This is a genomic window from Mycobacterium sp. E735, assembly GCF_001666955.1.
Classification (GTDB): Bacteria; Actinomycetota; Actinomycetes; order Mycobacteriales; family Mycobacteriaceae; genus Mycobacterium.
Genome location: NZ_LZIX01000137.1, coordinates 18,136 through 33,782, shown reverse-complemented (window position 1 = coordinate 33,782; position 15,647 = coordinate 18,136). Strand labels below are relative to the sequence as shown.

Annotated in this window: 16 protein-coding genes; 4 read left to right on the top strand and 12 right to left on the bottom strand. The window is 69.2% G+C overall.

What is annotated here, in order from left to right:
- Positions 1 to 23: 23 nt before the first annotated feature.
- The 7 genes from A5704_RS27615 to A5704_RS11070 form a co-directional block, all read right to left on the bottom strand.
- A complete protein-coding gene (locus A5704_RS27615; protein ID WP_003402602.1) occupies positions 24 to 125 on the bottom strand; it encodes a 30S ribosomal protein bS22 in 102 nt (33 codons plus the stop codon).
- Positions 126 to 248: 123 nt separating this feature from the next.
- Positions 249 to 503, bottom strand: coding sequence for a cell division/environmental response transcriptional regulator (locus A5704_RS11095; RefSeq protein WP_046185670.1), 255 nt, complete (start codon positions 501 to 503; stop codon positions 249 to 251).
- A 140-nt stretch (positions 504 to 643) separates the two neighbouring features.
- On the bottom strand, positions 644 to 1,519 hold the full coding sequence (gene proC, locus A5704_RS11090) for a pyrroline-5-carboxylate reductase (protein WP_197499035.1): 876 nt from the start codon (positions 1,517 to 1,519) through the stop codon (positions 644 to 646).
- Positions 1,520 to 1,546: 27 nt separating this feature from the next.
- Positions 1,547 to 2,389: a thioesterase family protein gene (locus A5704_RS11085; RefSeq protein ID WP_067757691.1), complete on the bottom strand. Its 843-nt coding sequence runs from the start codon at positions 2,387 to 2,389 to the stop codon at positions 1,547 to 1,549.
- A gap of 15 nt (positions 2,390 to 2,404) precedes the next feature.
- Positions 2,405 to 3,247 carry a sugar phosphate isomerase/epimerase gene (locus A5704_RS11080; RefSeq protein ID WP_067757688.1) on the bottom strand — a complete coding sequence of 281 codons (843 nt, stop codon included), beginning with the start codon at positions 3,245 to 3,247 and terminating at the stop codon, positions 2,405 to 2,407.
- Between the two features lie 24 nt (positions 3,248 to 3,271).
- Positions 3,272 to 4,216: a hypothetical protein gene (locus tag A5704_RS11075; RefSeq protein WP_067889008.1), complete on the bottom strand. Its 945-nt coding sequence runs from the start codon at positions 4,214 to 4,216 to the stop codon at positions 3,272 to 3,274.
- Positions 4,213 to 5,229, bottom strand: a complete 1,017-nt coding sequence (locus A5704_RS11070; protein WP_067306251.1) for a Ppx/GppA phosphatase family protein — start codon at positions 5,227 to 5,229, stop codon at positions 4,213 to 4,215. Before A5704_RS11070 ends, A5704_RS11075 begins: the two co-directional genes overlap by 4 nt.
- Positions 5,230 to 5,349: 120 nt before the next feature.
- On the opposite strand from A5704_RS11070, the gene A5704_RS11065 reads away from it, so the two are divergent.
- The gene (locus tag A5704_RS11065; RefSeq protein ID WP_067757682.1) at positions 5,350 to 6,144 is read left to right on the top strand and encodes a hypothetical protein; all 795 of its coding nucleotides are present in this window, start codon (positions 5,350 to 5,352) and stop codon (positions 6,142 to 6,144) included.
- On the opposite strand, the gene A5704_RS11060 is transcribed toward A5704_RS11065, so the two are convergent.
- Entirely contained in the window at positions 6,107 to 6,859 is a 753-nt protein-coding gene (locus tag A5704_RS11060) for a FadR/GntR family transcriptional regulator (RefSeq protein ID WP_067889005.1), read from the bottom strand. The two genes, A5704_RS11065 and A5704_RS11060, sit on opposite strands and share 38 nt — an antisense overlap.
- 42 nt (positions 6,860 to 6,901) lie before the next feature.
- Between A5704_RS11060 and A5704_RS11055 the strand changes: the two genes are divergently transcribed.
- Genes A5704_RS11055 through A5704_RS11045 form a run of 3 tightly spaced genes read left to right on the top strand, consistent with a single transcriptional unit; the run spans position 6,902 to position 10,025 of the window.
- Positions 6,902 to 7,852 (top strand): hypothetical protein, encoded by a 951-nt coding sequence (locus A5704_RS11055; protein WP_067757674.1) that lies wholly within the window; start codon positions 6,902 to 6,904, stop codon positions 7,850 to 7,852.
- On the top strand, positions 7,849 to 8,178 hold the full coding sequence (locus A5704_RS11050; RefSeq protein WP_067757671.1) for a hypothetical protein: 330 nt from the start codon (positions 7,849 to 7,851) through the stop codon (positions 8,176 to 8,178). Before A5704_RS11055 ends, A5704_RS11050 begins: the two co-directional genes overlap by 4 nt.
- Positions 8,175 to 10,025, top strand: coding sequence for a GMC family oxidoreductase (locus A5704_RS11045; RefSeq protein ID WP_067781609.1), 1,851 nt, complete (start codon positions 8,175 to 8,177; stop codon positions 10,023 to 10,025). The genes A5704_RS11050 and A5704_RS11045 overlap by 4 nt, the downstream gene beginning before the upstream one ends.
- Here the strand turns inward: A5704_RS11045 and A5704_RS29745 are convergent.
- The 4 genes from A5704_RS29745 to A5704_RS11030 form a co-directional block, all read right to left on the bottom strand.
- Entirely contained in the window at positions 9,976 to 10,179 is a 204-nt protein-coding gene (locus tag A5704_RS29745) for a hypothetical protein (protein ID WP_368664926.1), read from the bottom strand. The two genes, A5704_RS11045 and A5704_RS29745, sit on opposite strands and share 50 nt — an antisense overlap.
- A gap of 80 nt (positions 10,180 to 10,259) precedes the next feature.
- Entirely contained in the window at positions 10,260 to 11,456 is a 1,197-nt protein-coding gene (locus A5704_RS29610) for a PPE family protein (protein WP_067889002.1), read from the bottom strand.
- A 171-nt stretch (positions 11,457 to 11,627) separates the two neighbouring features.
- Entirely contained in the window at positions 11,628 to 14,564 is a 2,937-nt protein-coding gene (locus tag A5704_RS11035; RefSeq protein ID WP_067888999.1) for an RND family transporter, read from the bottom strand.
- Entirely contained in the window at positions 14,561 to 14,983 is a 423-nt protein-coding gene (locus tag A5704_RS11030; RefSeq protein WP_197499033.1) for an MmpS family transport accessory protein, read from the bottom strand. Before A5704_RS11030 ends, A5704_RS11035 begins: the two co-directional genes overlap by 4 nt.
- Between the last annotated feature and the right edge of the window lie 664 nt (positions 14,984 to 15,647).

The following is a 15,647-nucleotide window of genomic DNA, read 5'->3' as shown; positions in this document are numbered from 1 at the left end:
CGCAGCGGATGCCGCGGGCGGGCCTACTTGCCGAGTTTTCTGCGCTGCACCCGAGTGCGGCGCAACAACTTGCGGTGCTTCTTCTTCGACATGCGCTTGCGCCGCTTCTTGATTACTGAACCCATGAACTCCGCTATCTGACCCGTGACCTGTTTGCAGGATTGACCCGGACACTTTACCCGGCGGGACGCACCGAACACCAAACGGCGTCGGCGACCACCGAGCGAAGAGCGAAGTGCGGTTTCGGGTCAGCCCGCGTCGAAGTAAGACGTCTCCAGCATGTCGTGCACCGCCTTGGCGTGCACCCGGAAAGACCGCCCGACCCGGACCGCGGGCAGCTCGCCGTTGTGCACCAGCCGGTACACCGTCATCTTGGAGACCCGCATCAACGCGGCCACTTCGGCGACGGTCAAGAATTGTGTCCTGCCCTGCTGGCCCTCGCCGGAACCGGTGTCCCGCTTACCAGCAGAATCGCGCGCCGATGGCCCGTTCGTAGACGTCATCGCAACCCAATCGTGTCAGGCACCCGCAATGCCAGCGGCTTCCCCTCCGCTGGCACCCACACGTGCATACAAAGAGGAGAATAGCGGGACTAATGGGGTTACTGGTACTGGTGGGGGACAATCAGTTCAAATTTCTTGGATTACTCCGATGTAATTCTTAGCTGCTCAGAGCGCGTTTTGGCGGCCTGAACGGCCGCGTCGACGGCCGTCCGCAGGCCGCCCCGTTCCAGTTCCCGCAGCCCCGCGGCGGTCGTGCCGCCGGGTGAGGTGATGGTCGCCCGCAGCTGCGTCGCCGTGGCGTCCACGCGCAGCCCCGGGGTCTCGCCCTCCCCCGGCCGCCCGTCGGCGTCCATCCGTTCCAGCAGCATGGCCGCGGATCCGGCCATCGTCTGCGCCGTCAGGTCGGTGGCCACCTCCCGGCTCAGCCCGGCGGCCACCCCAGCGTCGATCAGCGCCTCGACCATCAAGAAGAAGTAGGCCGGGCCTGACCCCGACAGCGCGGTCACGGCGTCCATCTGGGCCTCGGGCACGGTCAGCACGCCACCGACGGAGTCGAACAGGGCCGATACCCCCTCGAGTTGCGGGGCGGTGACGAACCGGCCCGTGGCCAGCGCGGTCACCCCCGCGCCGACGAGCGCCGCCGCGTTGGGCATCGCCCGGACCACCGGTGTCCCGGCGGGCAGCTTCGATTCGAAATACGAGATGCCGATGCCCGCCGCGACGGTGACGAACACCTGCTCGGCGGTGTCGCTCTCGGACGCCGCCGCGGCCCGGGACAGCTCCGCCAGCACCGGCTCCACGTCGGTGGGCTTCACCGCGACCACCACGAAGGACGCGTTCTCCGCCGCGTCGGCCACCGAGGTGATCAACACCGAATAGGTGTCGGCCAGGTACTGGGCGCGCTCGGGCACGCGTTCGGCCACCACCAGGTCTTTGACCTGCCGGCCCGCGCGCAGCAGACCCGACAGCAGTGCCTCCCCGATGCTGCCGCCACCGATGATCGCGATTCTTGCCATGCCCGACAGCATCGCAGACACCGGCGTCTAACCAGCGGCAGGGACCAGCGCCAGTTGACGGGCTTGCACCACGAGGCGGCCCAGGCTGTCGACGACGGTGTGGTCCTCGTCGAACCAGTCGTGCCCGATCTCCGTGCAGGTCGCGATGATTCGCAGCCACCCGTCGGCGGGCAGCCCGCGCAGGAAGGCGGTCAGTTGGACGGTGGGCGCCCAGCCGGTGCGTTCCACGGCGAAGGTCACCGGCGCCGACAGATCCCCGCACATCAGCGCGAACAGGGCGTCCGGGGCGACGTCGCGGGGGCGCGCCCACATCTGGATCACCGGCGGGCCCCCGTCGGCCGTCGGACCCAGCGTCGACAGCACCGGTCGGACGTCGCAGCCCTCGCCGAGGTGCACCAGGCCGGCCAGCGGGTGGCCCGGCCCGATCGGGGCGATGTCGTCGGGCGGCTCGGGCGCCATCAGGTCCACCACCGGGTTGGCCGACAGCAGGGGCTTGGCGTCACCGTCGGGCGGAAAGTGTTCGGGCTCGCCGAGGTTGACTACGGCGTGCACGGCGGTCCGATCACCCTGGGTGAGCTCGACGTCGACGACGCTGATGCGGCGGCCGCGCTTGCGGATCGACGTCACCAGGTGCATCGGCCCCGGATCCGGGGCCCACAGGAAGCTCGCCGACACCGCGACCGGCTGCTGAACCGGTTCGAACTCGCTCGACGGCCCACCGCAGGCGGTGCGGGCGGCATTGGCGCAGAGCGCCAGCATGGCGCCGCCGTGCACCTTGGGACCGATGGTCCAGTGCTTGTCGAGCTCGCCCTCGAAGACGCCGGGGCCGACCTCCCGCAATGCCATCGCGGTGGTGAATAACGCGTTCATGGTCTCCTGGGTCTGTCAGCGCAGCAGGTGCGTGCGGGCGAACTGCAGCGATTCGGCGAGCATGCTCTCGCGCTCATTGGCTGAACGCGCGCTGGACGTGGAAACTTCCAGGATGACGTGGCCGGCGAAGTGGCTGCCGGCCAGCATCTGGCACACCTCGGCGGTGGGCTGGGTGCCGCGCCCGGGCACCAGGTGCTCGTCGGCGGGCAGGCCGCTGCCGTCGCACAGGTGCAGGTGCACCAATCCGCCGCCCATCCGCTGCGCCATGTCCAGCGAGTCGCTGCCCGCGGTCGCGGTGTGGGACAAGTCCAGCGTGTAGTGGGCGTGGTTGCCGTCCAGCGGGTCGTAGGAGGGTGCGAACGCCGAGATCGCCGGGCCGGGGCCGCCGCCCCGCCTGCGCATCCGCTCCAGCGATTGGCCCGAGCCGAAGAACCGGTCCGCCCGGAACGGGAACATGTTCTCCACCGCGATCAGCACGTCACTCGAGGCTTCCAGCTCGGCGACCTGGTCGCTGAACCCCTCGGCGTAGCGCCGCTGCCAGCGAAACGGCGGATGCACGACGACGGTCTGCGCGCCGAGTTGTTCGGCGGCCCGCACGCTGCGGTCCAGCTTGGGGATCGGGTTGGCGCCCCACACCCGCTGCGAGATCAGCAGGCAGGGCGCGTGCACGGACAGCACCGGGACGCGATAGCGCCGGGACAGCTTTTCGATGGCGTCGATGTCCTGGCTGACCGACTCGGCCCACACCATCAGCTCGACGCCGTCGTACCCGAGCCGCGCGGCGTACTCGAACGCGGCCTCGGCCCGCAATGGGTACACCGAAGCCGTTGAGAGTCCGACTTTGATAGCTGGGCGCAACGGTCTGTGTGGTCCCCGGTCCGCCTAGCCCGACTGCAACGACAGCGCCAACGGGCCCAGGGTGATCAGCGCCCCCACCGCGACCGCGATCAATGTGCTCGCGATGTCCTCGGTCTTGCGCACCACCCGGACGCCGACGACCAGGCCGAGGATCACCAGCACCGAGAGCACCAGCGCCACGATGCTGTTCCAGCGCCACAGCTCGTCGAAGGCGACGAACAGGCCGGCGCCGAAGGCCACGGCCAGGATCGACTGGAAGACGACCAGGCTGCCGCGCCACAACGCCTCGAACCTGCCCGGGCCCGCGTGGGCGTCGGTCGCCGTGGCCACCCCCTCGGTCGCGCCGTCGGGGTGGTCCTCGTCGCGCTCCTCGTGCGGCAACAAACCGGCGGCGAACGGGTCCTCCGCGTCCTCGTCGTCCTCGTCGGCCTCGGTCTGCAGGTAGGAGCGCACATAGGCGGAATCCTCCAGCGCGGGCTCGGCGTCGCGGACCTCCGAATCCATCACGTCCACCGGCAGATCGGTGTAGTGGTCCAGCGGATCGGGATTCATGTCCTCGGCGCCCGATTGCCCGATGCCGTTGGTCTCCCCCGCCTCGCCGTGGCTCAGCGGGCGCGGGTACGCGCTGCGCTCGGGGCCGGAGGCCTTCTTGGGCTGAGACGGCGACTTGGGCCAACGCGGCTCGGGCTGCGACCAGTACGCGGCCGCGGGCTTGTCTTCGGTTTGCTGCTCGGCCTCGGTTTCCTCGGCGGCCGGCCGTTCGGCCGTGCGCGGGTCCTCGTCGTCGTCACGGATGATCGGGATCTCACCGGTCAGCTCGGCGACGGTGACCGCGTCGCTATCGCCGCGCCGCCTGCGCCTGCGCCGCGTGACCGCGGGGGCGCCGATGGTTCCGTTCCTGGCCAGAAGTTCGGCCACCGAGATCGGCCGAGTGCCGGGGCTCTCGGTCTCGGAGTGTGGTCCGGTCATGCTTTGTCGCCTCTCGATCGGTTGCCGTCCCGATCACCTGCCTGGCCTCCAGCATCGCGCACGGATCGCTTCATGAGGGGCGTTCCGTCGGCTTCGCTGTCGAGTTTGCGCAAGATGAGACCTTCCCGTAACGCCCACGGGCAGATATCCACCGATTCGATCGACAGCGCTCGCATACTCGCCTCCGCCACCAGCGCACCCGCCACGATCTGTGGCGCGCGCTCGGCGCTCACCCCTTCCAGTTCTGCCCGGTCAGCGGTCGTCATCCTAGAGATGAAAGATATGAGTTGCCTGAGGCCGTTTGCTGTGAGCGTCCTCTTCACCCGCGGTCCTGCAGCCGACGGCGCCGCGCCCGTCAGCCGCGCGAGCGAGCGAAACGTCTTCGACGTCGCCACCGCCAGGTCGGGCGCGCCGGCGTCGAGCACCTGCTCGCTGGCCTCGGCGAGCTCGGCGTCCAGCCAGTCCCGCAGCATCCCGACCCTGCGCCGCCCGGGCGGGTCGTCGGGTAGCCATTCGCGGGTCAGCCGGCCGGCGCCCAGCGGCAAAGACAGCGCCACCTCGGGCTCCTCGTCGACGCCGCTGGACATCTCGAGCGAGCCGCCGCCGATGTCGAGGTTGATGATCCGCCCCGCGCTCCAGCCGTACCACCGGCGCACCGCCAGGAAGGTCAGCCGCGACTCGTCGACCCCGCTGAGCGCCTCCAGCTCGACGCCGGTTTCCTTGCGGACGCGGGCGAGCACGTCGTCGGAGTTCACCGCGTCGCGCAGCGCCGAGGTGGCGAACGCCATCAGCTCGGCGCACCCGGAGCTGTCCGCGATCTTGGCGAACTCGTCGATCGTGGAGATCAGCTTCTCGGCGCCGCGCTTGGTGATCTTGCCCGAGCTGTCGATCGACTCGGCCAATCGCAGCGTGGCCTTCGTCGAACTCATGGGCGTGGGATGCCCGCCACGGTGCGCATCAACCACCAAGAGGTGAACCGTGTTGCTGCCCACGTCGAGCACGCCCAATCGCACGGGAAACAACCTAGTCGGATACGGGTGGGCCGCGCGTTGCGGCCCGCTGGGGACGTTGCCGATCTTGATCCGTCGGGCCCCGAGTGTCAGCGGGCCGAAGAGCCGGTTTTGTCGACTAACGTGGACGCCGTGGCGAATTCCTACCCTGAGCCGGGACACGAGGTCGAACTGGACTTCGCCCGTGAGTGGGTGGAGTTCTATGACCCGGACAACCCCGAGCACCTGATCGCGGCCGACCTCACCTGGCTGCTGTCGCGGTGGACTTGCGTGTTCGGCACGCCCGCCTGCCACGGCACGGTGGCGGGCCGCCCGGACGACGGCTGCTGCTCGCACGGGGCGTTCCTGTCCGACGACGACGACCGCGCCCGGCTCGACGACGCCGTGCAGCAGCTGACCGACGAGGACTGGCAATTCCGCGAAAAGGGCTTGGGCCGCAAGGGGTATCTGGAGCTCGACGAGCACGACGGGCAGCCGCAGTACCGCACGCGCAAACACAAGGACGCCTGCATCTTTCTGAACCGGCCCGGCTTCCCCGGCGGCGTCGGATGCGCCCTGCACAGTAAGGCCCTCAAGCTCGGCGTCGCGCCGCTGACCATGAAGCCCGACGTCTGCTGGCAGCTGCCGATCCGGCGCAGCCAGGAGTGGGTGACCCGGCCCGACGGGACCGAGATACTCAAGACCTGGGTCACCGAATACGACCGCCGCGGTTGGGGTTCCGGCGGCGCCGACCTGCACTGGTACTGCACCGGCGACCCCGGCGCCCACGTCGGCGCCAAGCAGGTGTGGGAGAGCATGGCCGACGAGCTCACCGAGCTGCTCGGCGCCAAGGCCTACGCGGAGCTGGCGGCGATGTGCAAGCGCCGCGGCAAGTTGGGGCTCATCGCGGTGCATCCGGCGACTCGGCTCGCCGAGTAGCACCAGTCTTGTTGTAGGACAAGAGCATTCGCTGCGCGCTGGCGTGCAGGTACGCCTCGACCGCCGCGGCGGCCCCCGCCTCGTCGCCCGCCAGCACGGCCTCGGTGATCGCGCTGAGGCCGGCCACCACGGGCGCGGCGTCGTCGTAGGCGGCGGTCAGTTCGTGCTCCCGGCCGCCGAAAGCGTCCTCGACCCAGCGATACAGCAACACCAGCGCACGGTTGCGGCTGTGCTGGATGAGCGTCCGAAAGTAGGCGAGGTCGGCCGCCTGGCGCGCCTGGACGCTATCGGCGTCGCGGACCGCCGCCAGCGCGGCGCGCAGCGCCTCGGCATCCTCGGGCGCGCCCCGTCGCGCGGCCGACCGGCCGATCAACGGCCCCAAGGCGGCCCGGATCTCGAACAGTTCCACGAGGAACTCCGGCCCCAGCTTGCGGACCAACGCCTCGACGACCGCGGGGTGGGTGAGCCCGTGCGGGTCGGCGACCACGTTGCCGCTGCCGTGCCGGGTCTCGATCAGCCCCATCTCCTGCAGCCGGGCCAGGCCTTGGCGCAGCGACGTGCGGTTGACACCGAGCTGTTCGGCCAGGTCCCGCTCGGGCGGCAGGGCCGTACCCGGCGGAAACGCGCCGTCGAGGATCGCGTCGGTGATCGACGCGGCGATCTGTTCATCGACGCGCTGGCGGTCGGGCGGGCGCAGCGGACTTGACTGGTTCATTGGCTCAACCAATATAGTGGACGCATCCACGGAAGGTGAGCAATGGACGGAGACACGCGATTGGCGGCGGCCCCACGCTGGCGCGGCAAGGCCGGCCGCCTGGAGGTCTGGTACGCCACCCTCTCGGATCCGGCGACGCGCGCCGGGCTGTGGGTGCACTGCGAGACGGTCGCCCCGCTCCGGGGCGACGCCTACGCGCACGGCTGGGCCACCTGGTTCCCCGCCGACGGCCCGCCCCGCACCGAGCGGTTCGGTCCCGCGCCCGCCCAGCCCCCGTCCGGCCCCTGGTGGTTCGACGCCGCGGGCGCGCGGGTGGGCGACAAACAGCTGACCGGGCGCGCCGGCTCGCTCGCTTGGGACCTGTCCTGGGCCGAAACGGGCGCACCGCTGTGGACGTTTCCCCGCGCGGCCTGGGACCGCGAGCTGCTGCCGGGCGCCCAGGTCGTCCTCGCCCCCACCGCCGACTTCGCCGGCTCGCTCACCGTGGCCGACACCGCTTTGCGCCTCGAGGGGTGGCGCGGCGGGGTCGCCCACATCTACGGGCACGGCAACGCCAAGCGCTGGGGATGGGTGCACGCCGACCTCGGCAACGGCGATGTGGTGGAGGCGGTCAGCGCCGTCTCGCACAAGCCGGGGTTGCGCAGGCTGGCCCCGCTGGCGTTCGTCCGGTTTCGCATCGACGGAAGGGATTGGCCCGCAGGTCCATTGCCGTCACTGCGGATGCGGACCACCCTCGGCGTGGCGCACTGGCAGCTGGAGGGACGCATCGGCGGCCGGCGGGTGCTCATCCGGATCGACCAGCCGGCGGAGAAGTGCGTGAGCCTGGAATACACCGACCCCGACGGCGGCAGGGCGGTGTGCACGAACACCGAACAAGCCGACGTCCACATCGAGATCGACGACCGGCAATGGTCGGTGCTGGGCACCGGGCACGCCGAGGTGGGCCTGCGCGGCGATGCGGCGCCGGATGTCAACGAAAGGATCCCGACATGAGCTTTCTGCTCGACCCACCACTGCTGTTCGCCTCCGGCGTGCTCATTGAGCGGCGGCTGCCCGCCGACCAGCGCGACGTTGCGGAGGCCGCCACCCTGGGCGTCTTCTTCGGCGGGTCATTCGGGCTCTACAACAACGTGCCCGGCCTCGGGGTGCTGTGGCGCCCCTTCCGCGCCCGCAACGGCCGCGACTTCATGTGGAACAGCGGCATTTTCCGCGTGGACACCGCCAAGGCGGAGTGGCCCCTGCACGCTGCGGCGGGCGCCATCTTCGCCACCTACCCGTTCTTCATCAAGCTGGGCCGCCGCCTCGCGCGGCTGATATGAGCCTGGTCGGCTCGTTCGGCACCGCGCTGCTGCCCGAGGAACTCGGCGGCCCGGCGGCCTCCGAGCTGACGCAGCGCGTCGAGCGCTACCTGCGGCAGCTGCCGACGACGTCACGGGTGGCGGCGCGTGCCGGGCTGCTCACGCTGGCCGCGGCCAGCTACGTCACCACCGGCCGGTCGATGTCGCGGCTCGGCCCCGACCGACGCGAGCAGGTGCTGCGCCGGGTCGCCGCGCTCAGTCCGGACGCCGGCGCGGCCGTCGAGGCATTGAAGGCGATCGCGTTGCTGGCCAACGGCGCGGAAACCTATGCGCCCGAGCTTCTTTCGCACGCGAGCCAGCACGGGACGGCACGGCCAGATTCGGCGTTGAACATCGCCTCGTCGGCCGAGAGCCGCTCCGTCGTCACCGCCGACGCGGTGATCGTGGGGTCCGGCGCCGGCGGCGCGATGGTGGCCCGCTCCCTGGCGCGGGCCGGACTGGACGTCGTCGTCCTCGAGGAGGGACGCCGCTGGACCGTCGGGGAATTCCGGACCACCCATCCGATCGATCGCTATGCCGGGCTGTACCGCGGGGCCGGCGCCACCGTCGCCCTGGGGCGCCCGTCGGTGGTGCTGCCCATCGGCCGGGCGGTCGGCGGCACCACGGTGGTGAATTCCGGCACCTGCTACCGCCCGCCGCCGGCGGTGCAGCGGCGCTGGCGCGACGACTTCGGGCTCACCCTGGCCGATCCCGACCGGCTGGGCGAGCGCCTCGACGACGTCGAGCGCACGCTGCAGGTCGCCCCGGTGCCGCTGGAGATCATGGGCCGCAACGGCCGGCTGCTGCTGGACGCCGCCGCCACGCTGGGCTGGCGGGCGGCGCCCATTCCGCGCAACGCACCGGGCTGCGAAGGGTGCTGCCAGTGCGCGATCGGGTGCCCGCGCAACGCCAAGTTCGGCGTGCACCTCAACGCGCTGCCGCAGGCGTGCGCGGCGGGCGCGCGGATCATCTCCGAGGCCCGCGTCGAGCGGGTGCTGCACCGGCGCGGGCGCGCCCGCGGCGTGCGGGCCCGCCGGCCCGACGGCACGGCACTGGACGTCCTGGCCGACACCGTCATCGTGGCGGCCGGCGCCACCGAGACGCCGGGATTGTTGCGGCGCAGCGCTTTCGGCTCGCACCCGCGACTCGGCCGCAACCTGGCGCTGCATCCCGCGACGATGCTCGCGGGGCGCTTCGAGGACGACGTCGTCGCCTGGCACGGGGTGCTGCAAAGCGCCGCGGTACACGAGCTGCACGAGTCGCACGGCGTGCTGATCGAGGCCACGTCCACCCCGCCCGGAATGGGCTCGATGGTGTATCCCGGCTACGGCGCCGAGCTGCTCGGCTGGCTGGACGCCGCGCCCCGGGTGGCCACGTTCGGCGCCATGGTGGCCGACCGCGGTGTCGGGTCGGTGTCCACGGTGCGCGGTGAGACGCTGGTGCGCTACAACATCGCCCCCACCGACGTCGGCAAGCTCGTGGTGGCGATCGAGGCGATGGGCCGGCTGTTGTTCGCCGCCGGCGCGACCGAGGTGCTCACCGGTCTGCCCGGCGCGATGACGGTGACGTCGCTGCCCGCCCTGCGGGATGCGTTGCGGCGCAGCGATCCCCGAAGCCTGCACCTGGCCGCCTTCCACCCGACCGGCACGGCCGCCGCGGGCGCCGACGATCAGTTGTGCCCGGTCGACGAGGCGGGGCGGTTGCGCGGCGTGGACGGCGTGTGGGTGGCCGACGCCTCGATCCTGCCGAGCTGCCCGGAGGTCAACCCGCAGGTGTCGATCATGGCGCTGGCGCTGGGCGTGGCCGACGAGGTGATGGGTGCCCGGTGATCGTCGCCATCAACGCCGGCCGAAACGTACGCCCGGGCCGGGCGGCGTCGACGCGGGCGTCCGGTAGAGCACGCGGAGCCGCCCTCGCCTCCGGGGCGTTCGTCGTCCAGGCCGCGGGCACCGACAGCGGACCGAGTGAATCCGCGTCACCCATCCCGGCGGACGGGGCACCGACCCCGCACGCCGGGTGAAACGGCCATGCGGGCCGCGCGTTTGGGTCTGTCGGCATGTCCCTCATCCGGCGCCGGAAAGCGTTTGGGCCCAATCCAATAGCCCATCCACGTCGAGCTGGGGCTCAATCCCGGCGGTACCCGCGAGCCCCGGCGCGGCCAGCGGAGTCCCCAATGCGCCGGTCGGGCTGGGTATCGGCGTGACCGTGGCGATGCTGACGGTGCCGAAGACGTTGGTGATGGACGCGCCCGCGGGGCCGGCGATGGCGGTGGCCGTGTTGCCGATGGTCTGGACCGCGACCTGTTCCGCCCCGACGACGGGGAGTGTGGCGGAGCCGTTGACGAGGGTGACCAGGACCTCCTGGAACGATCCCGGGGTCAGGACGAGCGGGCTGGACCCGGCGGTGACGTCGACGCCGCCAGGGACCAGAACACCACCCTCGGAACAGTCGATCAGCGTGTGAATTGTGCTGCCGGGGTTGACGATAACGGATCCGAAGCTGATGAGGTTGGTGCCGGAGCCCGTGATGGTGATCGAGCCGCTGTTGAGGTACATGCCCGTGTTGGTGCCGATGGCGATGGTGCTGCCCGGTGGGGCGGTGACCGTTTCGCCTGGCGCGACGGGCGTGGCGGCGGTGGCGGTGTGCATCGTGGCATTGGCCGAAGCCAGCTGCCGGGTGGCGTTGCCGGTGGCCTCCGCCGCCAGCGTCTGGGCCTGGGCGCCCTGCCTGGCCGGGTTCGTGGTCCGCGGCGGCTCGTCGAACGGGGTCAGCCTGCTGGCGATCTCGCAGGCCGCCGAATAGCCGTACATCGCGCTGGCGTCTTGGACCCACATCTGCAGGTATTGAGCCTCGGCGGCCGCGATCGCCGGGGTGTTCTGACCGAAGAAGTTGGTCGCGATCAGCGCCAGCAATTGCGCCCGGTTGGCCGCGATCACCGGCGGCGGCACGGTCATCGCAAACGCCGCCTCGTACGCGGCCCCCGCCGCGTAGGCCTGCACGCCGGTCTGCGCGGCCTGCGAGGCGGCGCTGGACAGCCACTGCACGTAGGGTGTGGCCGCCGCCGTCATCAGCAGCGACGACGGGCCGGACCATGCCTGGCCGGTCAGACCCGCCAGCTCGGTCGCGTAGCCGGCCGCGGTGGATTCCAGCTGCGCGGCCAACGCTTCCCAACCCGCCGCGGCCGCGAGCATCGGCCCCGCCCCGGGCCCGGAGTACATCAGCCCGGAGTTGATCTCCGGAGGCAGCGACGCAAAGTCCATGTCGGCAGTCCTCTCCGCAGCGGGCCGGGCCCGATTTTCAACAGCCATAGAATAATTTTTCAACGGCGATAGAATAACGTGCCTGGCGGTCGAGTACCAGCAAATGTCGTAAACGGCGCGTGACAATCAGGCCGCAGGCGGCCGCCGCGAAATGCCCGGGAAGCTAGGCGGTTACGTCTGCGGATCCGGCGCGGCCGCGTGCCGCGGCTGGTGCAGCAGCGCACGAACCAGCGGGCGCGGCCCGACGGACCGAAGCATCTGGCTGGCCGGGCGGACCCGGACCCGCTTCGGCCACCAGAACCAGCGGCCCATCAGCGTCATGATCGACGGCGTGATCAGCGTCCGAACGACGAAGGTGTCGAACATCAGACCGATACCGATCGTCGTACCGAACTGACCGATCGCCCGCAGATCGCTGGAGAGCATCGCGGCCATGGTCACGGCGAACACCACACCGGCCGCGGACACCACCGGGCCCGTCACGCCGACGCCGCGGATGAGTCCGGTGTTCAGGCCGGCCCCGATCTCCTCCTCGATCCGCGACACCAGCATCAGGTTGTAATCAGACCCCACCGCCAAGAGCACGATCAGCGCGAATTCCGTTGCCACCCAGTGCAACTGGAAGTGGCCCAAATGCTGCCAGATCAACGTCGAGAATCCGAACGCCGCTCCCAGCGACAGCACGATCGTGCCGACGATGACGCCCGCCGCGACCAGAGCGCGGGTGACGATCACCATGATGATGAAGATCAGCACGATCGACGCCACCGCGGCGATCAGCAGGTCGTACCAGGCGCCGGTGGCGATGTCGTTGAATGTCGCGGCGGTGCCGCCGAGGTAGATGTCGGCGTTCTCCAGCGAGGTGAGCTTCAGCGCCTCCTTGGCCGCGTTGCGCTCTTGCTCGACGGACTTGATGCCTTCCGCGGTTGCCGGGTCCAGGGAGTGAGTGATGATGAAGCGCGCGGCCTTTCCGTCGGGCGACACCATCAGGCTCAACCCGAACTGGAAATCGGAGTTCTGGAAGATCTCCGGCGGCAGGTAAAACAGGCTCTCCACCCGAGCGTCGTTGAACGACTTACCCATCACAGCATTGGTGTCGGTGAGCCGGTCGAACTGGTCGATCAGACTGTCGAACGAGCTGTAAATGGTCAGCGTCGTATCCCGGATCGCCTTCGACACGGCGATGTTCTCCGGAATGATCGCCAACAATTCGCGCGTGGCCGCGGCCGTGTTGGTGAGATCGCCGGTGAGGGCGTGGAACTTCTCGGCGAGCTGATCAAACCCGTCCAAGGCGTCGAACAGGCTACGCAGCGACCAGCACATCGGGATGTCGTAGCAGTGCCTCTCCCAGTAGAAGTAGCTGCGGATCGGTCGCCAGAAGTCGTCGAAATCGGCGATGTGGTCGCGAATTTCGTCGGTGATGGCGGCGGTCTCCGCCGTGGTTTTTGCGCTGTCGTCCGTCGCGTTGGCGAGCTTCTGGGTGATCGCGTACTGGCGTTCCAGCAGGGAGATCTGGGTGTCGAGGAACCCCGTGATCTTCTTGATGTCGCCGACGCGGTCTCTCAGGTAGTTGAGGTTGTCACGGATCGGCGCGGTTTGCACGCTGAGCTGGAACGGAATTGACCCGTCTTCGATCGGTGGGCCGAGCGGTCGGGTGATGCTCTGCACCCGTTCGATGCCCGGCACCCGGAAGATGGCACCGGCAACCTTGTCCAGCACCAGCATGTCTCGGGGATTGCGCAGATCGTGGTCCGATTCGATCATCAGCAGGTCCGGGTTGAGACGGGCCTGGGTGAAGTGCCGGTCGGCCGCGTCGTAGGCCTGGACCGAGGCGGCGCTATGCGGCAGGTAGTAGAGGTCGTTGTAGCGCGGGGTGAAGCCCGCGAGACCAAGGGCGCCAACGATCGCAAGAATGACGGAAATGGCGAGGATGGGCGCCGGCCAGCGCACGATGGCCGTCGCCAGGCGGCGCCACCGGGTGTAGTTGAACTTGCGCTTGGGGTCCAGAAGACCGAAGCCACTGGCGACTGCGATGAGAGCGGGCGTCAGCGTGACCCCGGCCGCCACCACCACCAGCAGACCGATCGCGCACGGGAACGCCAGCGAACTGAAGTAAGGCAGCCGGGTGAACTTCAAGCAGGCCAGCGCCCCAACAATGGTCAGACCCGAGCCCAGGACCACCTTGCTGACACCGGCGAAGGTGTCGTAATAGGCGGCTTCCCGGTCCAGACCGCGTTCACGGCCCTCCTGGTAGCGGCCCACCATGAAAATCGCGTAATCGGTACCCGCCGCGATCGCGAGTGAGGTCAGCAGGTTCACGGCGAAGGTCGACAACCCCATGACGCCGGTTTCGCCCAGCAGCGACACCACGCCGCGGCCGGACAGCAGCCCAATGAAGAGGATGAACATGGTCAGCAACACGGTGCCGATGGACCGGTAAACGAACATCAGCATGATCGCGATGATGACGACCGTGATGATGGTGATCTTGGCCAGGCTCTTGTCACCGACAACGATCACGTCGGCGGTCAGCGCTCCCTGGCCCGCGACGTAGGCCTTGACGCCGGCGGGCGGCGTGGAGTCCGCGACGATCTTGCGCACCGCGGCAACGGATTCGTCGCCGACCGCCCCTCCCTGATCGCCTTTGAGGTTGACCTGGACGTAGGCGGCCTTATGGTCGTAGCTCTCCACACCTGAGGACGTGAAGCGCTGTCCCCAGAAGTTCAGCGCGTGCTCGACGTGTTCGTGGTCGGCCTGGATCTTTTTGACTAGGTCGTCGTAGAACCGGTGCGCGTCCGGGCCGAGCGGTTTATCACCGACCAGGGTGACCAGGACGAGGTTGTCGGAGTCGTACTCCTTGAACTTCTCGCCGATGTGCTTCATCCCGGTGACCGACGGTGCGTCGGACGGCGAGAGCGGAACGGAGATCTCCTCGGCAACCTTCTCCAACTGTGGGACGAAGACGTTGACGCCGACCGCGATCAGCACCCAGCAGACGACGATCGGCAGCGCCAGGACGCGGACGGCGCGGGCGATACGCGGCTTGTGCTCGACTTCGGTGGGTTGTGCGACGGGTATTTCGTCGGTGTCGCTGGTGTTGTCGGTCATGCGGACTTGTCCAGGCAGGAGACCTGCGCATTGCGCGTCTCGGCTTGCCGTTGATCGACCAACTTGCCGTCGACCGTGATCCGGCAACCGATGGAGGGGCTGTCACCTTGCGCGACGACGTAGGCGAAGATGCCGGGCATCTGGGCGACGATCGTCGTCGACCACGGCAACGTGGTGAAGTTGGCCTTCTGCGGTTGCGCGTCGGCATCCATCCAGTTGACGACGCCGGTGGTCCCGGCTGGCCCCAGGATTTCGTAGACGGCGGTCTTGGCGGCGTAGGGCGGGGTCGCGTCCCGCGGATCGGGCTTGGGCAGGCCGGGTCCCGGGAAAACGCCGTTGAGGCGGTCCACCGCGACGCCGCCGATGATCACCGCCACCACCACGACCACGGGAACCCATGCCCGCTTGAGAAGCGTCAACACCGTTCCCCCCGATCACGGTCCACCAATGGGCTGATGCTAAGACAGTTCACCCGTTCGAGCATTTCGTCGCGCGCCACGGCTACCCCGAACGTCATGGCTGCCGAATTAATTCCTTCGGCTGCGCCGACGTGTTCGAGGCCACGTCGCCGCCCGGGCCGTGACCACACCGCTCGCCGAAAGCCGCCTTGGGCCACTCGCCGCCGCCGACCGGCATCACGGGCCTGGAACGGCCTGCGCCGCAGGACATTTCGCTGCCGGATGCCGACCCGGCGCCTATTGGCCTGCCGCGCCGTCGAATTCATCGTGATCGCCGCGACGGTCGTGTCGAACCGCGCCGCGATCGACATCCGCCGACGACCGAGTTAGTTTGAAAAACTAATTCGCTGGCGCCGGCGATTTCCGGTTGAATTGCGCACTTGGCATTTCTGCGAAATGCGGAAACGGGCAGCGATTGAGCGCCCCCGCGCGTACCCTGACGACATGGCTACCAAGGTCAGGACCTGCGTGCATTGCGGCCACACGTTCGATCCCAACGACCGACCGCGCGACTTGTCCGACCCGGACTGGCTTCCGGCCGCTTCAATTTATTGTTCGCATGAATGCAGTGACCAGTTCCATTGCGAAATGTCGCATTGCTGCTCGACCCGTGCGAAAAAGAAGG